20 protein-coding genes, 2 pseudogenes and 1 riboswitch are annotated in these 23,338 nt (G+C 30.6%); of the genes and pseudogenes, 17 read left to right on the forward strand and 5 right to left on the reverse strand.

Features of this window, described 5'->3' with window-relative positions; genetic code table 11:
• Window positions 1-32: 32 nt before the first annotated feature.
• Window positions 33-844, reverse strand: a pseudogene (locus tag B3W71_RS19290) (transporter substrate-binding domain-containing protein).
• A 288-nt stretch (window positions 845-1,132) separates the two neighbouring features.
• Between B3W71_RS19290 and B3W71_RS09910 the strand changes: the two are divergent.
• The 9 genes and pseudogenes from B3W71_RS09910 (at window position 1,133) to B3W71_RS09950 (ending at window position 12,513) form a co-directional block, all read left to right on the forward strand.
• On the forward strand, window positions 1,133-1,423 hold the full coding sequence (locus tag B3W71_RS09910) for a YhdT family protein (protein ID WP_346888772.1): 291 nt from the start codon (window positions 1,133-1,135) through the stop codon (window positions 1,421-1,423).
• 15 nt (window positions 1,424-1,438) lie between these two features.
• A complete protein-coding gene (gene panF, locus B3W71_RS09915) occupies window positions 1,439-2,932 on the forward strand; it encodes a sodium/pantothenate symporter (RefSeq protein ID WP_346888773.1) in 1,494 nt (497 codons plus the stop codon).
• 331 nt (window positions 2,933-3,263) lie between these two features.
• Window positions 3,264-3,827 carry a histidine phosphatase family protein gene (locus B3W71_RS09920; RefSeq protein WP_346888774.1) on the forward strand — a complete coding sequence of 188 codons (564 nt, stop codon included), beginning with the start codon at window positions 3,264-3,266 and terminating at the stop codon, window positions 3,825-3,827.
• 107 nt (window positions 3,828-3,934) lie between these two features.
• Window positions 3,935-5,161, forward strand: coding sequence for an exonuclease SbcCD subunit D (locus B3W71_RS09925; protein ID WP_346888775.1), 1,227 nt, complete (start codon window positions 3,935-3,937; stop codon window positions 5,159-5,161).
• The gene (locus B3W71_RS09930; RefSeq protein WP_346888776.1) at window positions 5,148-8,642 is read left to right on the forward strand and encodes an SMC family ATPase; all 3,495 of its coding nucleotides are present in this window, start codon (window positions 5,148-5,150) and stop codon (window positions 8,640-8,642) included. The genes B3W71_RS09925 and B3W71_RS09930 overlap by 14 nt, the downstream gene beginning before the upstream one ends.
• 151 nt (window positions 8,643-8,793) lie before the next feature.
• Window positions 8,794-9,207: a hypothetical protein gene (locus B3W71_RS09935; protein ID WP_346888777.1), complete on the forward strand. Its 414-nt coding sequence runs from the start codon at window positions 8,794-8,796 to the stop codon at window positions 9,205-9,207.
• Between the two features lie 113 nt (window positions 9,208-9,320).
• Window positions 9,321-9,455: pseudogene (locus B3W71_RS19295) on the forward strand (oleate hydratase); the annotation flags it as partial.
• Between the two features lie 232 nt (window positions 9,456-9,687).
• Entirely contained in the window at window positions 9,688-9,978 is a 291-nt protein-coding gene (locus tag B3W71_RS09945) for a hypothetical protein (protein ID WP_346888778.1), read from the forward strand.
• 882 nt (window positions 9,979-10,860) lie between these two features.
• On the forward strand, window positions 10,861-12,513 hold the full coding sequence (locus B3W71_RS09950) for a glutamine--tRNA ligase/YqeY domain fusion protein (RefSeq protein ID WP_346888779.1): 1,653 nt from the start codon (window positions 10,861-10,863) through the stop codon (window positions 12,511-12,513).
• 267 nt (window positions 12,514-12,780) lie between these two features.
• Here the strand turns inward: B3W71_RS09950 and B3W71_RS09955 are convergent, their stop codons facing one another.
• Window positions 12,781-13,971 carry a coenzyme F420-0:L-glutamate ligase gene (locus tag B3W71_RS09955; protein ID WP_346888780.1) on the reverse strand — a complete coding sequence of 397 codons (1,191 nt, stop codon included), beginning with the start codon at window positions 13,969-13,971 and terminating at the stop codon, window positions 12,781-12,783.
• Between the two features lie 120 nt (window positions 13,972-14,091).
• Between B3W71_RS09955 and B3W71_RS09960 the strand changes: the two genes are divergently transcribed.
• Complete coding sequence (locus B3W71_RS09960) at window positions 14,092-14,985, forward strand: LysR family transcriptional regulator (protein ID WP_346888781.1); 894 nt, start codon at window positions 14,092-14,094, stop codon at window positions 14,983-14,985.
• A gap of 36 nt (window positions 14,986-15,021) precedes the next feature.
• Here the strand turns inward: B3W71_RS09960 and B3W71_RS09965 are convergent, their stop codons facing one another.
• Window positions 15,022-15,288: a hypothetical protein gene (locus B3W71_RS09965; RefSeq protein ID WP_346888782.1), complete on the reverse strand. Its 267-nt coding sequence runs from the start codon at window positions 15,286-15,288 to the stop codon at window positions 15,022-15,024.
• Between the two features lie 313 nt (window positions 15,289-15,601).
• Complete coding sequence (locus tag B3W71_RS09970) at window positions 15,602-15,751, reverse strand: hypothetical protein (protein ID WP_346888783.1); 150 nt, start codon at window positions 15,749-15,751, stop codon at window positions 15,602-15,604.
• Between the two features lie 147 nt (window positions 15,752-15,898).
• Window positions 15,899-15,997, forward strand: a riboswitch (TPP riboswitch).
• 215 nt (window positions 15,998-16,212) lie between these two features.
• On the opposite strand from B3W71_RS09970, the gene thiS reads away from it, so the two are divergent.
• The 6 genes from thiS (at window position 16,213) to B3W71_RS10000 (ending at window position 20,840) form a co-directional block, all read left to right on the forward strand.
• Complete coding sequence (gene thiS / locus B3W71_RS09975; protein ID WP_346888784.1) at window positions 16,213-16,407, forward strand: sulfur carrier protein ThiS; 195 nt, start codon at window positions 16,213-16,215, stop codon at window positions 16,405-16,407.
• A 168-nt stretch (window positions 16,408-16,575) separates the two neighbouring features.
• Window positions 16,576-17,382 (forward strand): sulfur carrier protein ThiS adenylyltransferase ThiF, encoded by an 807-nt coding sequence (gene thiF, locus B3W71_RS09980; RefSeq protein ID WP_346888811.1) that lies wholly within the window; start codon window positions 16,576-16,578, stop codon window positions 17,380-17,382.
• Between the two features lies 1 nt (window position 17,383).
• Entirely contained in the window at window positions 17,384-18,151 is a 768-nt protein-coding gene (locus B3W71_RS09985; RefSeq protein WP_346888785.1) for a thiazole synthase, read from the forward strand.
• Between the two features lie 84 nt (window positions 18,152-18,235).
• Complete coding sequence (gene thiH, locus B3W71_RS09990) at window positions 18,236-19,339, forward strand: 2-iminoacetate synthase ThiH (RefSeq protein WP_346888786.1); 1,104 nt, start codon at window positions 18,236-18,238, stop codon at window positions 19,337-19,339.
• On the forward strand, window positions 19,336-19,911 hold the full coding sequence (locus tag B3W71_RS09995; RefSeq protein ID WP_346888787.1) for a thiamine phosphate synthase: 576 nt from the start codon (window positions 19,336-19,338) through the stop codon (window positions 19,909-19,911). The genes thiH and B3W71_RS09995 overlap by 4 nt, the downstream gene beginning before the upstream one ends.
• A 299-nt stretch (window positions 19,912-20,210) precedes the next feature.
• A complete protein-coding gene (locus tag B3W71_RS10000) occupies window positions 20,211-20,840 on the forward strand; it encodes a biliverdin-producing heme oxygenase (RefSeq protein WP_346888788.1) in 630 nt (209 codons plus the stop codon).
• Window positions 20,841-20,923: 83 nt separating this feature from the next.
• Here the strand turns inward: B3W71_RS10000 and B3W71_RS10005 are convergent, their stop codons facing one another.
• Window positions 20,924-21,796, reverse strand: a complete 873-nt coding sequence (locus B3W71_RS10005) for an AraC family transcriptional regulator (protein WP_346888789.1) — start codon at window positions 21,794-21,796, stop codon at window positions 20,924-20,926.
• A gap of 201 nt (window positions 21,797-21,997) precedes the next feature.
• On the opposite strand from B3W71_RS10005, the gene B3W71_RS10010 reads away from it, so the two are divergent.
• Window positions 21,998-23,320, forward strand: coding sequence for an alpha-glucosidase/alpha-galactosidase (locus B3W71_RS10010; protein ID WP_346888790.1), 1,323 nt, complete (start codon window positions 21,998-22,000; stop codon window positions 23,318-23,320).
• The last annotated feature ends 18 nt before the right edge of the window (window positions 23,321-23,338 follow it).

Raw genomic sequence — 23,338 nt, forward strand, 5'->3', positions numbered from 1 at the left:
TTTTTGAAGATGCCTTAGTTAAAAATTAATAATTATTGAGCTGTGACCTCATCTTTACTTAATTCTATAGCTTTTTTATAAAATTCTTGTATTTTGCCTTCAGATTCTAATCTTTCAAGAGTTTTATTAACAGATGCTAATAAAGCTTCTTGTCCTTTTGGAATAGCTATAGCGGAACCGCCGCCAGAAGTATCCTTAATTTTTTCCTCTGCAACAACTAACTCATTATGGACTGTAGCTTGTATATCTGCCACTGGTAGCTCAACTATTACTGCATCTAAGTTTCCAGCTATTAAATCTTGAATTAAAGTTGGCACTTCTGGTAATAGCTTAACATTAGCATTTTCAATTCCTTGAGCTAAGGTAGCTTGTATAGAACCATTTTGAGCTCCAACTTTCTTACCTTTTAAATCATCAATACTTTTAATACTTTCAGCAGCATTTTTATTTATTAAAATTCCTTGTTCTGCTTGGAAATATATATTTGAGAAATCTACAATTTGGCTTCTTNNAGTCCAGATACTCCTAAATTAATTATTCCATTTCTTGTAGCATCACAAATTGTACTAAATTCCATTTCTTGAATTTCATATTCTACGCCTAAATCCTTAGCTATTTCACTTATTAGATTTAGATCTAAGCCAACCATTTTCTTTTCGCCATTTTCCATAACAAAAAATTCGTAAGGTGCGTAATCTACACTCATACCTACTTTTAGTTTTCCTTCTTCTTTTATTTTTGAGAGCAGGTCTACTTTTTCTTTATTTCCACAAGCCATTAAAGATAATGACATAGTTCCAACCATAGCTATTGCAAAAACTTTTTTTAATATACCTTTTTTCATTGTTGTATCCTCCTTATGTATAATAATTTAATATCATTGCATAATTATACAATAACATATTATATTTATGCAATAGTTTTTTCACATTTTTTTAAAAAGATTTATATTTATTAAAAAAAGTTATATTTGTTTAAGTTAAAATACTATATTGGGAAAAAATAAATTATGAAAACCTTGTGCACTCTATAGTGACGTGATAATATTACTATGTTGTCAAAATAAGAGTTTTCTTAATGAAAGCAACGTTATAATAAAGATATTTATATTGAAGGTAAGAGGAGTAGGATAATGAAATTATCAGAAAAAGCTAAAAATCGACAAATCAATAAAGAAGCTATTATTTCTATTGTTTTGTATATACTTTATTTTATTTGGTGGTATGTTACTGGCTTTGGGCTAGGAAGTGGTGATCCATCTACTTATAAATATGTAATGGGACTTCCACTATGGTTTGTGCTAAATAGTTTTGTAGGGCCTATGATATTTATTGTGGCAGTTATATTTACTGTGAAGTATTTATTTGTGAATATAGACTTAGAAGATAGCCAAAGTCAGAATCAAAATGATGAAGAGAAATAGGGTGAGGAATGTACTATGGAAAAAATGTTAATTGTAATACCAATTATACTTTATTTAGCGTTGAACTTATTTATAGGAGTTTGGATTAGTAAAAATGCAGCAAAGGAAAATGCTAAAAATGGATTTATAAATAATTACTTCATAGGTGGAAGATCTATGGGAGGTTTTGTTCTTGCTATGACTTTAATAGCTACCTACACTAGTGCTAGTAGCTTTATTGGAGGACCAGGAATTGCTTATTCAGTAGGGTTAAGCTGGGTATTTGTAGCAATAACTCAAGTGCCAACAGCTTTCTTAACCTTGGGTATACTAGGAAAAAAATTAGCTATAATTTCAAGAAAAATTGATGCTGTAACAGTTACAGATTATTTATACAAGAGATATAAATCGCCAGCTGTAGTTATATTGGCATCTATAGCACTAGTTATATTTTTTATTGTAACTATGGTAGCACAATTCATTGGAGGAGCTGTATTATTTCAATCAATCACAGGATATTCTTACTTAGTAGGACTAATTTTATTTGGTACAATAGTAATCATATATACTACTATTGGAGGATTTAAAGCAGTGGTAGTTACTGATACTCTTCAAGGAATTATAATGATAATTGGTACAGGGTTAATTCTTTACTCTATTGTAAAGGTTGGAGGCGGCATGGATACTATTTCAGTTACACTAAATGAAATAAATCCAGCATGGAGCACCCCTTTATCGGGAGGACATTTTAGCAAAGGATATATAATGTCATTTTGGGTATTAGTAGGAGTTGGAACTCTTGGACTTCCACAAAATACAGTTAGAGCCATGGGATTTAAGGATAGCAAATCCATGCATAACGCCATGATTTATGGAACAGTGGTTTTCTTTATTTTAATGTTTGGAATGCTTTTAGCAGGAGTGCTTTCTGCTGCAGTTCTTCCAACAGGAATTGCCAATTCAGATACGGTTATTCCAACCTTGGTTATTAATATTATGCATCCTATAACAGCTGGAATATTTCTTGCAGCACCTCTTGCAGCAGTTATGTCGACAGTATCTTCTATGTTGATTTTATCTTCTGCGGCAATTATAAAGGATATATATATGAACTATATTATGAAAAATAATGAAGCAAAAGAAGGTAAGGATTTCGAAAAGAAGATATCAAAAATGAGTTTGTGGTCTACAGCAATTATTGGATTTATAGTATTTATTCTTGCAATACAACCACCAGCCTTGCTTACTTTTATTAATTTATTTGCTTTTGGTGGTTTAGAAGCTGCTTTCTTTTGTCCAGTAGTCTTTGGTCTATATTGGAAAAGAGCTAACGCCATGGGAGCTATAGTTTCTATGATATGTGGAGTTGGTTCCTTTATATTATTTTTTGTTACAAAATTTGCACCAATGGGAGTTCAACCTATAGTGCCAGCCCTTATAGTAGCTATAGTTACATTCTTCATAGGAAGTTATGTTGGAAAAAGGCCAGATAAAGATGTAATAGAGTTATTTTATGGTGTAGAAGAATAGTATGCTTGAATAATGTTAGAGCTATATCAAAATAAACTAAATCTTAGGTTAATATTGAATTTATATCTATACTGAAGTAAAAGTTCAATGTTTAATAGGAATTAGTAACTGATTTTGATATGCTCTTTTTTATTTTTATATTTTAAATAGTATCCACAAAATACTAATGAGATTTTCTAATTATAGATGATACTATAAAATAACTTAATGTATAATAGGAGATAAGATGATATGGAACTAAGGCATCTTCCAAAAATAAANNATATACTTCTCATCTTTGACTTATTATTTATTTTCAGATGCCTAAGTTATTTTATAGGGGGTAGGGGAAATGACTAATATATATTTTATAAGGCATTGTGAGCCTGACTTTTCAATTCATGAGGATTTAATCAGACCATTGACGGATAAAGGGTTAAATGATAGTAAAAGAGTAGCAGAAGTGTTGAGAAACAGAGATATTCATGCTATTTACTCAAGTCCATATAAGCGTGCTGTAGATACAGTTAAGGTACTAGCCGACACATTAAACGTAGAAGTAGTAACTAAGGATGACCTAAGGGAAAGGACTATTACGGATCAATGGATAGATGATTTTAATGGTTTTGTAAAATGTCAATGGGAAGATTTTGATTACAAGCTCTCTAAAGGAGAATGTCTTAGACAAGTCCAAGAAAGAAATATAAAAGCATTAAAAGAGATATTAGATGAGAATAAAGACAAAAATGTAGTAATAGGAACTCATGGTACAGCTTTAAGCACTATATTAAACCATTATGATAAAAACTTTGGGTATAATGAATTTAATAGAATAAAGAGTGTTATGCCTTGGATTATTGTTATGGAATTTAATAATGAAGATTTTACAGGATTTAAGGAAATAGGCCTAGATTAATTCAGAAAATAATTTAGCTGAAAAATAGGATAAAGTAAATTTGTTGTATAATATAAAAATTTATAAGTTAAAAATTTAAAAGATAAATTGGCAAGGGAGGAATAGATTTGAGAATACTTCATACTGGTGATTGGCATCTAGGGAAAAATTTAGAAGGCCAAAGTAGAATGGACGAGCAAGAAGAGTTTTTAAAGGATTTTGTAAAAATAGTGGAAGAAAATAATATAGATTTAGTTATCATTGCAGGAGATGTCTATGATACAAGCAACCCACCAGCTAGAGCTGAAAAAATGTTTTATGATACATTAAAAAGGCTTTCTAGGAATGGAGAAAGGGTGACCCTTGTAATTTCAGGAAATCATGATAATCCAGAGAGATTAGTAGCAGCAGGACCTTTAGCTATGGATCACGGAATAATCATGGTGGGAACTCCTAAAACTGTAGCTCAACCAGGAATTTATGGTAAGCATAAACTTGTTGAATCAGGGGAAGGATTTATTGAAATTGAAGTTAATGGAGAAAGAGCAGTTATATTAACAGTGCCATATCCAAGTGAAAAAAGACTAAATGAAATATTATATAGTGGTATGGAAAGTGAAGAAGAAAAGTTAATATCTTATAGCGATAGAATACATGAATTGTTTCATTCATTAGAAAGTCATTATCGAAATGATACTATAAACTTAGTTGTATCACATCTATTTGCCATGGGTAGTGAGGAAAGTGGCTCAGAGAGAAGCATTCAGCTAGGTGGAAGCTACATAGTAAATGGAAGTTGTTTTCCAGAGTCAGCTCAATATATAGCTCTTGGCCATGTGCATAAACCTCAAATAGTACCTGGAACTAATAAGAGAGCACGGTATTCAGGCTCCCCTCTTCATTACAATAAAAAGGAAATTAGCTTTAAAAATAAATGTTTTATTGTAGATGTTAAGGCTGGGGAAGAAAGTGTCATAAATGAGGTAGAAATAAAGGTTTATAAACCTATTGAGGTTTGGAAATGTAATGGTGTAGAAGAAGCCATCTTAAGGTGCGAGGAAAATAAGGATAAAGATTGCTGGGTGTATCTTGAAATTTCTACAGATAGATATATAAACGAAGATGAAATAAAGAAAATGAAGACATTAAAAAGAGATATTCTAGAAATAATGCCTAAGATTATAGGGGTTGAGGAAGAGGATGAAAGTGCTGTTAGTCTCTCAGAAAAATCCTTTGAAGAAATATTTAAGGATTTTTATAAGAGAGAAAGAGGTGTAGAAGCAGAGGAAGAAGTGGTTGACTTACTCATGTCTATAATTTCTGAAGAGGGAGGCGAAGATAATGAAACCAATTAGCCTTAAAATTAAAGGATTAAATAGCTTTAATGAGGAGCAATTTATAGATTTTGAAAAGCTTACGGAGCAAGGATTTTTTGGTATATTTGGACCTACTGGTAGCGGAAAGTCCACAGTATTAGATGGAATAACTTTAGCCTTATATGGAGAAGTATCAAGAAAAAGCTCAAATTTTATAAATACTAATTGTGATAGTCTAGCTTTAAGCTATACCTTTCAAATTTCAGGAGTAGAGCCTAAGAGATATGTTGTAGATAGAGAGTTTAAGAGAGACAAGAAGACAGGTAATCCTGTATCAGGAAAATGTAAGATAGTAGATATAACATTAGAGGAGCCCATAATTTTAGCAGATAAAGTAAAGGAAGTAACTACAGCTTGTAGAGAGATTATAGGATTAAGTTTAGATGATTTTACTAGAACTGTGGTTTTACCACAAGGAAAGTTTAGTGAGTTCCTAAAGCTAGAGGGTAGAGCTAGAAGAGATATGCTAGAGAGATTATTTAACTTGCAAAAGTATGGAGATAATCTTTCAAGTAAGCTTAAGGCTGAGATAACTAAGGAAGAGAATGAGTATAGAGAATTATCTGGTGAGCTTAAAGGCTATGAAAATATAAATGAAGAAGGTTTAAAAGAAAAAGAGGAAGAATTAAAAGCTTCAGAACAGAAATTAGTAATAGCTACTGAGGAGTTTAAAAGGCTAGAAGAAGATTTCAAGGAGAAAGAAGACCTTTGGAAATTGACTTTAGACATAAAAGCCTATGAGGAAAAGAAAGAAATTCTTATGGGAAAGGTGCAGGAAATAGAAGACTATAAGGAAAAAGTTAGAATAGGTGAAGGGGCGGCTAGAGTTTTACCTTATATACAAAGTTATGAAGCTACTATAAGAGATTTAAAAGCTTCAAAAGAAAAAGAAAGTATTCTAAAGCTTAAATACAAAAAGTTAAAGATAGAAAAAGATGAATTGGAAAGCGAGTGGAATCTTTGGAGAAAAAGAAAAGATAATGAATTGCCTGATTTGAAAGTAAAGGAAGAAAAGATTAAGGATGCCCTAGTAGAAAAGAAAAAATTAGAAGGTTTAAATAAGGATATTAATACATTAAAAGAAAATATCAGAACTTTACAGGAACAGGAGCATAAAAAGCAAGGAGAAATAAATGTTCTAGATGAAAGAATTGATAAGGGTGGAAATGTTATAAAAGAAACAGAGGAAAAATTTGAAGCCCTAAAGGTAGATAGTGAATTAAAAGAAAAAGTTCAAAATGGAATCAGACTTAATGAAAGATATGAGGACTTGAAAAATTTAGTAAATAAAGATAAGCTAACTTTGACAAAGTTAGGAAAATTTATAGAAGAAGGCCATGTAAAAGAAGGATTAATAAAAGAAGAACTCAATAAGAAAGAAGTATTGCTTAAGGAAAAGGAAGATGAGTTAGAAAGATTAGTTAATACTTGTCCAGGAGAATCAACAGATTTATTGATTCTTCAAAGAAGACTATCCGAGGAACAAGAAAAATCTAGAAGATATAGTATTGCAACTGAAGATATTAAAAATTCAGAAGAAATCATAGAGAGCTTAAAAGAAGCAGTAATTAAGTATCAGGAAAGCAAGAATGGTATAGATAAAGCTATTAAAAAATTAAAGAATGAAATATTAGATTTACAAGTAGAGAGCTTAGCAAATAAGCTTAGAGAAAATTTAAAAAATGAAGAGCCTTGTCCTGTTTGCGGTTCCCTAGATCATCATGTGAAGAACATAAAGCAGGTAGAAAATATAGATTTAAATGAATTAAATGAAAAATTAGAGCAGTTAGAAAATCAGATTAAAGAGATAGAAGGTAATATTACTAGAGATAATACAAAAATTTTAAGCTTAGGAGAAAATATAAAGTCTAGAACATTAGAAATAAAGGCTTTGGGTGATGATTTTAAAGTTGAGAATTTAGCAATATTAGAAGATAAGTTTAAAGTGCTAGACAAAGAACTAGCAAAGTTTAACAAAGATAAGGAAACTCTAGATAATTTTATAAAGGCTTTAAAAGAGGAAAAGCTATCCTTAGAAGGTAGAGTAAATACTATAAAATCTGTTGTAGAAGAAAATGAAAAGCGATATAAAGAGGTAGATTTAGAGTACAATAAAAATATTTTATCTTATAGTACTCTAGAATCAGATATAAAGGTTATAAAAGATTCTATTAATGTAGAAAATTTTCAAGAGAAAAATGAAGAAATATTGAGAATTGAAAAAGAGAGAGATGATCTAGAAAAGAACATAAAGAAGTATAGAAAAGCACTAGAGGGTTTAATAAATAATAAGGAATCCTTGCAGATAAATATAAATGCACTAAGGGAAAATTTAGCTAAAGAAAGGTCATCCCTTATAGAAAAAGAAAAGAATGCCGAAGAAAAGAAACTTCAAATAAAAGCGAAGATAGGTGAAGTGGATAACCTAAATGATTTACTAATTAAGCTTCAGAAAGAAATAAAAACAATAGAGGATTCCTTTAATAGCTATGAAAAGAAAAAGGAGCTTATGGAGGAAGAGTTTAAAAATTGTAATGAAGCCTTAATAGATATCATAAGTAAAGTTAGAGAATTAGATAAACGAGAAGTTGAAGAGAAGAACTATTTAGAAGCTGTCTTAAAGAAGGAAAGCTTTGAAAGTTACGATCAGGTTAAGGAGAGTATAATATCTAAGGAACAAACTGAAAATTTAAAGAAAATTATAGAGGAATATAATAATAGTGTATATAAGGTTAATGGAGCTATTGAAAGTTTACTTATGAAGATAAATGGAAGAGAGGTAACTAAAGAAGCTTGGCAGCAGATTCAAGAAGAAAAAGCTATAAAGGAAGAAGAAATAAAAGCTTTAAATGAAGTAAAAATAAAGGATTCAGAAGAAGTTAACTATATAAGGAAAAAACTTATAGAATTAAAGGAATTATTAGATAAGAAGGAAAAGTTGGATCATAAATTAGCACTTCTTGATGATTTAGAAAAACTATTTAAGGGTAAAAAGTTTGTAGAATTTGTAGCTGCTACTAGACTTAAGTATGTATCTATGGAAGCTTCTAAAAGGCTTAAGGAAATTACAAGTGGAACCTATGGATTAGAGGTGGATGAAAATGGTAAATTTATAATACGAGATTATAAAAATGGAGGTGCTGGAAGAGATGCCTCTACTCTATCTGGTGGAGAAACCTTCTTAACATCGCTATCATTAGCATTGGCGTTATCTTCAGAAATTCAGCTTAAGGGAGCAGCTCCTCTTGAATTATTTTTCTTAGATGAGGGATTTGGAACCCTAGACGACAATCTATTAGAGGTGGTTATGAGTTCTCTGGAAAGAGTCCATAATGATAAGCTTAAAGTAGGTATAATAAGCCATGTAGAGACCATAAAAAATAGAGTTCCAGTAAAATTAGTTCTTACTCCAGCTGAATCAGGAAGAGGAGGAAGTAAGGTTAGGATTGAAAGAAGTTAATTGCAACAGTTATTTTTAATGTTATAATAGATTATTGGCATTAAGAGAGCTGTAAATGTAAGACAAAAAGTCTTTAAATTAAAAGTAGTAATAATTTATTAAGCAAAAACTCTATATATGGCAAAATAAATATGTAAAGTGAGAAAAGTATATGAGATATGAAAGATTAGAAAAGCAGATAAATAGACTAGATAGTGATATTGACTCTATGGGAGTGGCTAAGAAGTATTTATCAAATATTGGTGAAATTAATGATGTAATTAAAGAATTAAACGAGAAAAGAATAGGACTTGCTAATGAGCTATATTTTGAAGATCATTCATCATATGCACAATGCTGCATAGAGATAAGTAATGTAATTGATAGACCTCTTGGTCAAGAGGGGCAAGCTGAATTACTTGAAACTATAAAAGAAATCTTCGGAAGAAAATCTCCAAATGTAAGTAAAAAGAGTTATGGACTTAACGCTTGGCTTAAAGAACTTGACATAGAGTACAAGTGGATTGAAAAAGAAAATGAAGATTGGGCTACCTTAATAATAAGTGGATTTGGACTACATGAATAAAGTTTCAAATTTGATGATAGATATAAAGGTCTATCCTATAATGGACTAAACCTCAAATTAATGCTCAGCTTATACTTTAATACAAGTGTAAGCTGAGCATTTTATAAATATTAGTAACTTGTAAAGGTAATAAGTTGCTTAAAATTATAGAAAAATATTGTGGGGTATTAATGACATTTAAGGATTCAAGTTGGTTAATGTCTATAGTTGTTGCTGCACAACCTCACTTTAGAAATCAACCGGAAGATATGGTATTTACAGAGGAATTCTTTATTCGTGCTACCAAAATAGCTGTTTACACTCTATTAGGTTTAGATAAGAACTCCACATATGTATGATGTTCGTACTCTATTAACAGCATTAAATACTGCATATAGATAATAGATTATTAAAGGTTAATTGAGATTCACATATAGTTACTAAAAGTCATTCCTTTGAATATATATGTATAGATGACTTAGATTTGAAGGAGGAGATAAAATGGAAGGTAAATATTATATTTCGATGCAAACTCCTATGGGATTAGAAAAAGGAATAATAGAATTTATAGTAAACAGAGATAGGCTTAGTGGAAGGTTAATAGCTAAAGGTGTAACTAGTACTTTCTATGGAGGAACCGTAAACGGTAATGAATTTGAGTTCTCAGGAGAATTTAAAAAATTGATAATGAAAATAGCTTATACTGCTAAGGGAAAAATTGAGGGTAATAATTTAACTGCAATAGTATATTCAAAGTTTGGAAACTTTACAGTTAGAGGTATAAGAGCTTAGGTATAACATTAAATAGTTATAATAGAATACAATTAAATTCAAATAAATTTTAGTTTAATCTGTATTTTAAAAATTTTCTATTGACGAAATAAATATATTTGTATATTATAGATAATAATATTAATAATAGCTGTGATGAGAAAAGTAGATATTTAATTTCTTTTACAGAGAGCTCCGTATGCTGAAAAGGAGTAAAGAAGTATTTATCGAAACAAGCCTCTGAGCTTCATATGGATTCTTTAAAGAGCAATATAGAAATTTTAAGATACGTTATCAATGAGTTAATGTAGTTTAATTTCTAGATTTTTAAAGATGATGCTATGACGTAGGTCTACGTTACAGGACTAGAGTATAAGTATTATGAAATACCGTACTTGATGAGATTGATATGGTGACATATCTATGAATTTAGGTGGCAACGCGAAGATATAACTCTCGCCCTAAGGACTATAAAACAAGTCCTAGGGCGGGAGTTTTTAAGTTTTACTCTAAATCTTTGATTTAGCTAAGTAAAACTTACTCCTTGGAACGCATGTGAGAAGGAGTTTCCTTACGAGCAAAGCGAGAAAGTTGCTTTAGCAACATCACTCTAAATCTTTGATTTAGCTAAGTGAAACTTAAGTGAGAATCTAAATCTATGATTTAGTCATGTGAACTTACTCATTTGAGCGAAGTGAAAAGGAGTTTCATATCACCAAAGATGTGAAAAGGAGTTTCTTTACGAGCAAAGCGAGATTGGTCTTTGTAACATAGGCAAGAAAAAGTTAATTTAGGAGCAGTACCCTAAATCTTTAATTCAATTAAGTAAAATTAAAATTTTAAAATATATAATAGGAGGTGACTTTAGTAAAGCTTGAAGAGAAGAAGCTTTACTAGGATGATATGTGTAATGAAAATGATGCTTTAAATTTTGTAGATAGACTAGTTAAAGAAGATATTAACGAGGGAAGATGTGGTGAAATTCATACTCGTTTTCCTCCTGAACCTAATGGATATCTTCATATAGGAAGTGCTTATGCAATAAATATAAGCTATGGAATTGCTAAAAAATATAATGGAAAGTTTAACTTAAGATTTGATGATACTAATCCAGGAAAAGAAGACCATGAATATGTAGATGCAATTATGGAAGATATGAAATGGATGGGATTTGATTATGAGAATAGACTTTTCTATGGTTCAGATTATAGTGAGAAGATCTATAACTATGCTCTATATTTAATAAAAAAAGGAAAAGCTTATGTATGTAATTTAACTCCTGATGAAGTAAGAGAATACAGAGGAACTTTAACAACACCAGGTAAAAATAGTCCTTATAGAGATAGAAATATAGAAGAAAATTTAGAACTATTTGAGAAAATGAAAGCTGGTGAATTTAAAGAAGGGGAAGCTGTATTGAGAGCTAAGATAGATATGGCAAGCCCTAATATGAATATGAGAGACCCTGTTATTTATAGAATATCCTATACATCACATTATAAAACAGGGACCCAATGGTGTATATATCCTATGTATGACTATGCTCATCCAATTCAAGACTATATAGAAGGTGTTTCTCATTCATTATGCTCTAATGAGTTTAAGGATCACAGACCTCTTTATGAGTGGGTTTTAAACGAGTTAGATTTAAAGAATCCAAAGCCAAGACAAATTGAATTTGGAAGAATGAATTTAAGTGGAGTAGTTACAAGCAAGAGATATTTAAAGATGTTAGTAGCTAGTGGAGAAGTTGATGGATGGGATGATCCAAGGCTTCCAACTTTAAAAGGAATGAGAAGAAGAGGATATACTAAAGAAGCAATTTTAGATTTCTTAAGAGAAATTGGAGTTGCTAAGGCAGAGACTATAGTAGACATGGCTATGCTCGAGAATGCTTTAAGACAAGATTTAAAAGCAAAGGTACCATCTGTTATGGCGGTACTTGATCCAATAAAGGTTATAATTACAAATTTACCAGAGAAGCATTTAGAGTATTTAACCATTGAAAATAATGGAGAAAATGAAGAACTAGGTAATAGGGAAATGCCTTTCACTAGAGAGTTATATATAGAAAGAGAAGACTTCAGTGAGAATCCACCTAAAAAGTATAATAGGCTAGTACTGGACGGAGAGGTTAGACTTAAGGGAGCATACTTTATAAAATGTAATGAGGTCATTAAAAATGAAGCTGGAGAAATAATAGAACTTAGATGTACCTATGATCCAGAAACTAAGAGTGGTAGCGGATTTACTGGAAGAAAGGTTAAGGGAACTATTCACTGGGTAAGTGCAGAATATGGAGTACCTTGCCAAGTTAGATTATTTGAGGATTTATTTAACGAATCCCCTTCAGGAGATAATTTATTTGAATTTATAAATAAGAATTCTTTAGAAGTAAAGAAGAATGCTGTAATTGAACCAGCAGCTCTTAGACTAAATGAAGAAGGAAGATTTCAATTTATGAGACACGGATATTTTATAAGAGATACTAAGTTGTCTAAAGATAAATTGGTGTTTAATAGAACTGTAGCTTTAAAAAGCTCTTATAAAAAGTAGTCTAGTATATAAGGCATCTTCAAAAATAAATAAGTCAGAATGCTCGTTTATTTTGTGTTATCTGATGACTACCCGNNGAACCTGTTTCCTTGTCTAACTCAAAATATACTTCCCATCTTTGACTTATTATTTATTTTCAGATGCCTAAAAAATATAACACTAAGCAATAAAGTGTGATAAATTATATATAAAAAATAGCTCAAGGATAAAGAAAATCCTTGGGCTATCTTTTTATATAAGTAGGATAAGAAATAACATTTTATTAGATTATTTAGTGTAATTATCGAAATAACCTTGGATAAAGATGATAGGTGTACCTTTATCTCCACTTCCAGAAGTTAAATCAGATAATGATCCTATGAGGTCAGTAAGTCTTCTTGGAGTAGTACCTTGTGACTCCATAGCACCAACTAGGTCAGCTTCTTTATTTTTAATATATTCAGAGATAGCAGATTTAAGTTCTTCACCTTTTAAATCTGCGAAGTTGTTATCAGCAAGATATTTTAATTTAACTTCATTTGGTGTACCTTCAAGGCCTGAAGTGTAAGCAGGAGATACAACTGGGTCAGCAAGTTCCCAAATTTTACCTACTGGATCTTTAAATGCTCCATCTCCATAAATCATAACTTCAACAGTTTTTCCAGTTTTCTCTTTAATCATAGCTTGAATATTATCAACTACTGGTTGGCAGTTACGAGGGAAAAGTTTAACTGTTTCCTCTGTAGATTTATTTGAACCTAAAAGTCCATAAGCTTCATTGAATCCACTGCCATCAATTGATTCAGATAGAATATCATCAAGACTATAAATCTTTTCTCCACCATTTGCTTTAAGTATTCTCTTAGTTCTGAATCTAGTGTGAATGTCACAAGTAAGTACACTCTTTGTATAATCTAATATAGTTTTTGGATTATTTGAGAATATAACTTCACACTCAACTCTATAGCTTTCAACTAGTGATTTATAATATTCAATATAATCAACACCAGTGAATGTATGTTTATTATATCCAAAGTATTCACGGAATTGCTTTTCAGTTAAAACATCTGTCCAAGGATTAACTCCTTTTTCATCAAGAATATCTAAATCTACTAAATGGTTACCTACTTCATCTGAAGGGTAGCTAAGCATTAAAACAACTTTTTTAGCACCTTTCGCAATACCACGAAGGCATATAGCAAAACGGTTACGGCTTAATATTGGGAATATTACTCCTATAGTATCATCACCAAATTTTGAGCTTACATCTTTAGCAATATTATCAATAGTTGCATAGTTTCCTTGGGCACGAGCAACTACAGATTCAGTTACAGTAACTATATCTTTATCATTAATTGAGAAACCTTCTACATTAGCAGCAGTTAATACACTATCTACAACGATTTCTTCAATATTATCTCCTTTGTTTATAATTGGGCAACGAAGTCCTCTAACAACAGTTCCAACGACTCTTTCCAATTGTAACATCTCCTTTGTATAAAAATATTTTAATTTTTAAGGTTTACTCTTGTAATATACACTATTTTAGTGATATAAGTAAAATAAATATATTTAATAATAGATATAAGGAGTACTTATATGATAAGTAAGTTAGATTTATATAAAGTGTTTTGTATGGTAGGAAAACATGAAAGTTTTTCCAAAGCTGCTAAAGAGTTATATATGACCCAGCCAGCGGTAAGTCAATCAATTATGCAGCTAGAAAGAGAGCTGGACATGAGACTTTTTACAAGAACTTCTAAGGGAGTTATCCTTACAAATGAAGGTCAACTTTTATTTGAGTATGCTAACTCTGCTATGAATTTAATTAATGTTGGAGAGGAAAAGCTTTTAAAAATCAAAAATATGATGATAGGAGATTTAAAGATTGGTGTAGGAGATACTATTTCAAGATATTTTCTTCTACCATATTTAGAGAAATTTCACAAGGAATATCCTAATATTAAATTTAGGATAAAAAATGCTACAACCTTAGAGCTCTGCGCTAGTGTAAAATCAGGAGAAGTAGATATTGCAATTTGTAATTTTCCTATTGAAGATTCTGCTTTAGAGCTTAGAGAATGTATGGATATCCATGATATATTTGTTTGTGGAAGTAAATATAAGGAGATGTGCTCTAAGCCACTTGATTTTGAAGAAATAGCAAAATTACCATTAATATTATTAGAATCAAAATCTATATCTAGGCAATATATAGAGAAGTATATGCTATCTAAAGGTACTAAAATTAATGTGGAAACGGAATTAGGTTCCTATGATTTATTATTAGAATTTGCAAGAATAAATTTAGGAATTGCTTGTGTTATTAAGGAATTCTCAAAGGAATATCTAGACCAAAATATAGTATATGAAGTTAAGTTAAAGGAAGAAATACCTAAAAGAAGTATAGGGCTTTGCTTTTTAAAGAGTGTATCTCTTTCACCGGCAGCTACAAAATTTATTGAAATAATAAATGGTGATTTAGAAAAATAGCTTATTAAGCTATTTTTGAAATCACCATTTTGATGTTTATTGAGTAGTTAATTTTTTTACATGTAGACTTATTATTCTTCTAGTTAAAATACCAGATAAAGTTAACACTAATAGAGTTGGAAGTCTTAACTGATAATTTGGTAAATGTAGTATGAAGGTGCTAATTCCTATTTTAAAGGAGAGTAGTGTCAATACAATTAAAACTACATCAAAGATTACAGACTTATACTTTAAAGTTTTTGAACCAAGGATAATTCCTAAGGTATACAATAAAATATAGGTTAAGATTTCAAAAAAGATCATAGAATCATCTCCTATTCAGCATTATACATAAAATTATATAGGTGTGTTACTATATATTCAATATATGTAAATTACTTTCAGGTTTGAAATGATGCATCTTGTGTAATTAATATGTTATATTTAATAAGTTTTATGTAAAGACATTAAAAATAGACTATCTCTAGGTAAGTTACTAAACTTTATATAATATTGAACTTAAAGTGAAATATTATTGCTAGTCAATGCCATATATAAGTTCAATGAAGTTTTAGTTTATTTAGAGATAGTCTTTTTTTCTTTTACTATAAAATTATCTATTTCTATATTCCTTCAATTAAAAGTGACTACTTACTTCTTCTCTTTCAATTCTTTTTACATCCTTTAATCTTAAATGAGTTTCATCCATAATTTTATCATAGGATTCACCATCTATAAGCATTTGTTTAGCTTGCTCACGTAGAGCAGCATTATCTTCTAGTTTCATAAAGTTAACCTCCTTTGATGTTTTAAATTCAACTTTATTTTGTGATTATTATAAAAATCTATGCATTTATCTTAACTTTCAATAAGGTATATATTGAATGGCATAGTTGAATTTGTAAATTTACAATGATATAATGAATTTAATTTAATAAATAGCTAGGGGTGCCAAGTTGGCTGAGAAGGAAAATCCTAACTCTAAGAACCTGATATGGTTAGTACCATCGGAGGGAAGCAAATTAATAAGTCATATTAATATAAAAAATGGAAGAACTTGCTAATGAAAACTCAGTATTTTAGTTAAAAGTTAAGCAAAGTTATAATTATTAATATAAGGACTTACCAAAGAGGGAAATTATTATATTAGTTATTGAGATTTTCAACACCTAGCGTTATGTTAGGTGTTTTTTATTTTGAAAAAATCCTTTAGGATAACTTAGATAAGTATTGAAAGAAGGTGGAAAGATGAAGGTCAATGGAAAGAACATGGATATGGATGAAATAACTACTATAAGCAGTTTATTAAATAAATTAGGTATTAATGAAGAAAAAGTAGTGGTGGAATTAAATAAAGAAATAGTAATTAGAGAAGAATATTCAAAAATAAATTTACAAGAAGATGATACTATAGAAGTTATATCCTTTGTGGGTGGAGGCTAAAGAGTAGCTCTGAAAACAAATTAATATTAAGTACAATCTCGATATTATATAAAGATTAGTAAACTATTTTGTGAAAGCCATTTATAGAAAGAAAAGTACCTAGAAAGTTATAAGTTAAAAAGAATTTTATAAGAAGTCATAGAGTGGTGAAGTCATTTGAAAGAGAAAATTAAAATTAAGGTTAATGAAAATAAGAAAGAAATTAATGAAGACGAAACTTGTTTTAAATTAAGAGATAAGCTTAAGCCAAATAGTGATGTAGTTATATTAAATGGATTTCCTTTAGAGGAGGATAAGCCACTAAAGGAAGGTGATAGTATTGTCTTCATAAAAAAGGGACAAGTACCTAATAAGGAAGAGTTAAGGGGAGTTATGATGGCAAGACATACACCAGGAGTTCATGAAAGAGTGGCAAATGCTAGAGTAGCTATTGCTGGTGTAGGTGGTCTTGGGTCTAATATAGCCATATCACTAGCAAGGGTTGGAGTTGGATTTATTAGAATAATAGATTTTGATGTGGTAGAACCATCTAATCTAAATAGACAACAATATTTAATAAGGGATATAGGAGAATATAAAGTTAAGGCTTTAAAGGAGCATATCTTAGAGATAAATCCATTTATACATGTAGATAGCAAGGTTAAAAAAATAGAAAAAGAGAATATAAAAGAATTATTTAGTGATGTAGATATTGTCATAGAAGCCTTTGATAATGCAAAGTATAAGGCTATGTTAAGTAATGAAGTATTAGCTGCAATAAGGGATAAGGTTCTTATAGCCTCATCTGGTATGGCAGGTTTTTATTCCTCTAATGATATAACAACTAAAAAGGTAAATAGTAGATTTTATATATGTGGAGATGGAATAAATGAAGCAAAGGAAGGCTCAGGGCTTATGGCACCAAGAGTAGCTATATGTGCAAACCATATGGCAAATATGGCTCTTAGAATTATATTGGGAGAAGGGGAAAGTTAAAATGGAAGATATATTTAAAATAGGTGGAATAGAATTAAAGAACAGATTGTTTGTAGGTACGGGTAAGTACCCATCTAATAAACTTATAAAGGAAGTTTTAAGTGAAAGTAATTCAGAGGTTATTACTTTGGCCTTAAGAAGGATAGATTTAGACAATAAGGAAGAAGATATTTTAGCTAATATACCTAAGGACGTTATTTTATTACCTAATACTTCAGGAGCAACTAATGCAGAAGAAGCAGTTAGAATTGCAAGAATTGCCAAGGCTATGGGATGCGGTAACTGGATAAAAATTGAGGTTATATCAGATTCAAAGTATCTACTCCCAGACAATGAAGAAACTATAAAAGCCACAGAAATATTAGCAAAGGAAGGATTTACAGTACTTCCATACATGTGTCCAGATTTATATGCAGGTAGAAGATTAATAGAAGCGGGAGCAGCAGCTGTTATGCCTCTGGGAGCACCAATAGGAAGTAATAGGGGAATAAGAACTAAGGAACTTATCGAAATAATGATAGATGAGCTAGATATTCCAATCATAGTTGATGCCGGAATAGGAAAGCCATCACAAGCTATGGAAGCTATGGAGATGGGAGCAGCTGCATGTCTTGTTAATACAGCTATAGCATCCTCAAAGAATCCTGCTAACATGGCAAGAGCATTTAGCATGGCAGTAGAAGGAGGACGACTTGCTTATTTATCTAAATTTGGAGCTGTTTCTAAAAGTGGTAATGCATCCTCACCACTAACAGGATTTCTAGGATAGTATTCTTATATAGGATTAGATAGCCAATCTATGTATACATAGAATTATCTATTTTAGTAAAAAAGAGGTTGAGGAGATGAAAAAATGAGTTTTTATAATACTATAGAAAGGTTTAGGAGCTTTGATTTTCAAAAATATTGGAGCAACGTACAAGCAGATGATGTATTAAAAAGTATTAATGAAAAAAGTCCCAATTATGAGGACTTGCTTAATTTATTATCCCCAGCAGCAGCAGAGGTTTTAGAAGACATGGCAGTAAAGGCAAGGGAATTATCTTTAAGACACTTTGGAAGAACTATTTTATTATACACTCCAATTTACATAGCCAACTATTGTGTTAATAAATGCTCTTATTGTGGCTATAATTTTGAAAATTCCATATGTAGAAAGAAACTAACCTCAAAGGAAATAAGATTAGAGTCAGAATCAGTGGCAAAACAAGGATTTAAGCACATTATCCTATTAACAGGAGAAAGTCAGATTCATTCACCAACTAGCTATATAGTTGATGCTATAAAAGTAATGAAGGAATATTTTCCTTCCATAACATTAGAGGTACAACCACTAAGTGAGGAGGATTATAGAAAAGCTGTAGAGGCAGGAGCAGAGGGACTTACCGTATACCAAGAAACCTATGATGAAAAAAATTATGATAGAGTTCATTTAGCAGGACCTAAGAAGAACTATAAATTTAGATTAGATACTCCAGAGAGAGGAGCAAGAGCAGGGATGAGAAGTATAAGTATCGGAGCATTGCTTGGGTTAGGAGATTTTAGAAAGGATGCCTTTTTTACAGCTTTACATGGAGAATATATTAGAAAGAAATATCCCCATGTAGAAGTAACTTATTCCCCTCCAAGAATAAGACCTTGTGAGGGAGGATTAAAGGAGTTAAATCCAGTAGAAGATAAGAAAATGGTGCAAGTAATGCTAGCATATAAAATCTTTGCACAACAAAGTGGAATAAATATTTCTACAAGAGAAGATCATTACATGAGAAAAAATTTAATTCCTTTGGGAATTACTAAAATGAGCGCAGGAGTTTCTACAGAGGTTGGAGGTCATGCACTAAAGTCTAAGGGCACATCTCAATTTTCCATAAATGATGAAGGTACAGTAGAAGAAATAAAAGAAATGATAATAGAAGCAGGGTTTCAACCAATATTTAAGGATTGGGAAAGAATTTGATTTACTTAATAACAAATAGGCACTTAGTTAGTGAAGAAAAATATTTTAAAACCCTGCAAGACGCTTCATTAGCTGGTGTAGATAGAATAGTATTAAGAGAAAAAGATTTAAATGATGAAGAATTAGAAAGACTTTATTATAAAATAAAAGCTTTAGTAAGTGATAATACTGAGATAATAATAAATTCTAATATAAAAGTTTTTAAAAAAGTAGAAGAAAAAACATTGCACTTACCATTTAAAGATTTTATGGTAATGGATAATACAAAAGAAATTGATATAGGTGTGTCTGTACACTCTGTAGAAGAAGGCATAGAAGCAAGCAAAAGAGGCTGTAGTTATATATTATCATCTCATATATTTCCTACGAAATGTAAAGAAGGTTTAGAGCCTAAGGGAGTGGAATTTATTGGAGAATTAAAAAAGGTAGTTACTTGTCCTATCATAGCCTTAGGTGGGATTTCAACAGAAAATGCTTCAAAGGTTATAGAAGCAGGAGCTGATGGAATAGCATTAATGTCTACATTTTTTTATTGTGAAGATGTATATGACCTAGTTAGAAATTTAAAATAGCATTCCATTAAACTCTAATATATAGAGTAACATTTTAAAAATTTTAAATGCTAAATATTTAAATATTTTCACATATAACATTTTAAAATGTTAAATATTTAAATAGTTTTATATATAATATTTTAAAGTGGCTATTAGTAAAAGAAATAAATAATAACTAAAAGATTAATGAGTATTATAATACCTTATTGGAAATATTATTTGTGTAGGAAAAATATTTAATAGATTTTTCAAAATGGTTATGTGAAATGTAAGAACATATAAATCCTTACTATAAAAATAATACGGAGGCAATATAAATGGAATTCATGATGAGTATAAGAGAAAAAACTTCGTTACTGCATAGCGCTGCAGAGCATAGTGGTTATATAAAGAGGATTGTTGATGGTAATGCATCAGTAGAGGGATATGCTGAATATTTATTTAATCTTCAATCTATGTATAGAGCAATTGAGGATACTCTAGAAAATAATATTAACAATCCTGTTGTTAAGGATTTTGTAACAAAAGAACTATATCGTTCAGAGTTGATTTTAAAAGATTTAGAGTTTTTATTAGGAGATAAATTACCTGCAATGAAGTTATTAGCATCTACTAAGGCTTGTATTTCTAGAATACTAGAGATATCAGAGGGAAAACCAGAGCTAATAATAGCTTATGCATATACTAGATTCCTTGCAGATTTATTTGGAGGAAGAACCTTCCCAGCTTTATTAAGTAAAAATTATAACATTGGACCTGAGGGATTAAATTATTATAAATATGATAATCTTGAAGATATAAAGGGATATGTAATGAGTTATCATAATAAATTAGTTTCTCTAGATTTCTCTGATGAAATGAGAATTGAATTTGTAAATGAGGTAAGCAATGCTTATATATATAACTTAGCTATCTCTAATGAGTTAGAAGCAAAATTAAATTTATAAAATATATTAGTAAAAAAGGGGGTTTAGCAAGATATTTTGAGAAAGCCCCTTTTTTATTTATTATAAATTAATTTAATACATAATCACATTTTATTACTCTGACTGGATCCTAATTTCCACACATACCTATTTCTATATGCTGTCGGGGTAATACCATAATGACGCTTAAAATGTTTATAAAAGGCTGGGGTGTCTTTAAATCCACAGGAATATGATACTTCTGTGATGCTGATATTAGAACTTTCCAATAGTTTACATGCTACATGAAGACGAAACTGAATTAAATATTGCTGTGGTGAGACATTATATACCTTCATAAAGATTTTATAAAGATATGTTCTGTCTATGCCAATATTTTTTGCTATATCTTCAATTTTAATATCATAGTTGTAATTGAGCCTTATAAATTCTATTGCTCTATCGGAATAACTCTTGTCATAAGCTTTCGTCTGTTCTTTTTTTCCTTGCTGCATTTTAGAAAATACTAGATACAAATGTCCCATTACATCATATTCATTAAATCGAGCGCTTTCAAATAGTTGAACAAGCTTCATCAATTCCTGTTTAACAATGCCATCACAATTATCTGTAAAAATAGGATTTTCTACTGAAAGATTACAATGGTTTAAAATACTTTTTACTTCATAACCATCAAATGCAACCCAGCAATAATCCCAAGGCTCTTCATCATCAGCAATATAGTAGGTGGATTCACCTGGAAAAATCAGAAATCCTTGCTTTTCGGTAAGACAATAACAACGATCACCAGCATAAAATTTTCCCTTCCCTCTCAAGATATAATGAAAGTGATAGTGAGGGCGAATGGCTGGGCCAAAACGGTGATCAGGACGACAGTTTTCCCATCCGCACAAAAATAAGGTTAGTGAACTGTTAACATATAAAGGGCCATTGACCATATATTCTGTATATTCTGGATATTCGATAGAATTTACCATAAAACAAATCCTTTCAAAATATATTCATATATATAAAATATATTCATATTTTTAAAATATATTATATTTATAATAGCATAAATATAAAAAAATTCAACATAATGACAATTACTTGAAACAAATCTTAATAGTATTATTTTCTATAAGAATTAAAATAGATATATAGTGAATAATTGCAACAATAGAAAGGTGGATATTATTATGCTTAAGATTACATTTATGGGTGCAGGGAGTACTATATTTGCTAGAAATGTTATAGGTGATTGTATGTGCACTCCTACTTTGAGAGACTGTGAAGTGGCATTATATGATATTGATAAGAGACGACTAGAAGAATCAGAAATTATTTTAAAGGCGATCAATCATAATGTCAATGAAGACCGTTCTATTATTAAAACATATTTGGGAGTAGAAAATCGAAAGGAAGCACTCAGAGATGCTAACTTTGTAGTTAATGCTATTCAAGTAGGTTTTTATGACCCATGCACTATTATCGATTTTGAGATTCCTAAGAAATATGGTCTTCGCCAAACTATTGCAGATACCTTAGGAATTGGTGGAATTATGAGAGGTTTACGTACTATTCCTGTTATGAGGGACTTTGCAAGAGATATGGAAGAAGTATGTCCAAATGCATGGCTTTTAAATTATACAAACCCTATGGCAATACTTACAGGATATATGCAAAGATACACTAAGATTAAAACAGTTGGTTTATGTCACAGTGTACAAGTATGCTCTCATTATTTATTGAAAAATTTAGGAATGGAAGAAAAGCTTGAGGGAAGAAAGGAACTTATAGCTGGGATCAACCATATGGCATGGCTTCTTGAAGTATATGATAAAGAAGGAAATGATTTATATCCGGAGATTAGAAAAAGAGCTACTGAAAAAAATGCCAATGAAAAACATGATGACATGGTTCGCTATGAGTATATAAAGCATTTAGGGTATTACTGTACAGAATCCAGTGAGCACAATGCAGAATACAATCCTTTATTTATTAAAAGTAAGTCCCCAGAATTAATTGATAAATTTAATATTCCATTAGATGAATATCCTAGACGTTGTATAGATCAAATTCAAGGTTGGGAAAAGGAAAAAGAAAATATTTTAAATAATGGAAAGATAACTCATAAGAGATCTTCCGAATACGCATCTTATATTATGGAAGCAATAGTTACCAATAAACCTTGTAAAATTGGAGGAAATGTACTTAATACTGGATTAATTGAGAACCTGCCTTCTGAAGCTTGTGTTGAGGTTCCGTGCCTAGTAGATGCAATGGGTATCACTCCATGCCATATTGGTAAGCTGCCTCCACAGCTTGCTGCTATGAATATGACTAATATTAACACTCAATTACTAACTATCGAAGCCGCAATAACTCAGAGACGAGAGCAGATTTATCAAGCTGCAATGCTTGATCCACATACCGCTGCCGAGCTTTCCGTTGATGATATCGTGGCAATGTGTGATGAATTAATAGAGGCTCACGGAGAATATATGACTATAAAAATGTAAGAAGTAAGGAGGTATATT

The organism is Clostridium sp. UBA1056 (assembly GCA_002316385.1).
GTDB lineage: Bacteria > Bacillota > Clostridia > Clostridiales > Clostridiaceae > Clostridium_J.

Coding starts and splice junctions, on each gene's coding strand:
- B3W71_RS09910 (WP_346888772.1), top strand. CDS start 1,133: ATGAAATTATCAGAAAAAGCTAAAAATCGACAAATCAATAAAGAAGCT.
- panF (WP_346888773.1), top strand. CDS start 1,439: ATGGAAAAAATGTTAATTGTAATACCAATTATACTTTATTTAGCGTTG.
- B3W71_RS09920 (WP_346888774.1), top strand. CDS start 3,264: ATGACTAATATATATTTTATAAGGCATTGTGAGCCTGACTTTTCAATT.
- B3W71_RS09930 (WP_346888776.1), top strand. CDS start 5,148: ATGAAACCAATTAGCCTTAAAATTAAAGGATTAAATAGCTTTAATGAG.
- B3W71_RS09935 (WP_346888777.1), top strand. CDS start 8,794: ATGAGATATGAAAGATTAGAAAAGCAGATAAATAGACTAGATAGTGAT.
- B3W71_RS09945 (WP_346888778.1), top strand. CDS start 9,688: ATGGAAGGTAAATATTATATTTCGATGCAAACTCCTATGGGATTAGAA.
- B3W71_RS09950 (WP_346888779.1), top strand. CDS start 10,861: ATGTGTAATGAAAATGATGCTTTAAATTTTGTAGATAGACTAGTTAAA.
- B3W71_RS09960 (WP_346888781.1), top strand. CDS start 14,092: ATGATAAGTAAGTTAGATTTATATAAAGTGTTTTGTATGGTAGGAAAA.
- B3W71_RS09965 (WP_346888782.1), bottom strand. CDS start 15,288: ATGATCTTTTTTGAAATCTTAACCTATATTTTATTGTATACCTTAGGA.
- B3W71_RS09970 (WP_346888783.1), bottom strand. CDS start 15,751: ATGAAACTAGAAGATAATGCTGCTCTACGTGAGCAAGCTAAACAAATG.
- thiS (WP_346888784.1), top strand. CDS start 16,213: ATGAAGGTCAATGGAAAGAACATGGATATGGATGAAATAACTACTATA.
- B3W71_RS09985 (WP_346888785.1), top strand. CDS start 17,384: ATGGAAGATATATTTAAAATAGGTGGAATAGAATTAAAGAACAGATTG.
- thiH (WP_346888786.1), top strand. CDS start 18,236: ATGAGTTTTTATAATACTATAGAAAGGTTTAGGAGCTTTGATTTTCAA.
- B3W71_RS10000 (WP_346888788.1), top strand. CDS start 20,211: ATGGAATTCATGATGAGTATAAGAGAAAAAACTTCGTTACTGCATAGC.
- B3W71_RS10005 (WP_346888789.1), bottom strand. CDS start 21,796: ATGGTAAATTCTATCGAATATCCAGAATATACAGAATATATGGTCAAT.
- B3W71_RS10010 (WP_346888790.1), top strand. CDS start 21,998: ATGCTTAAGATTACATTTATGGGTGCAGGGAGTACTATATTTGCTAGA.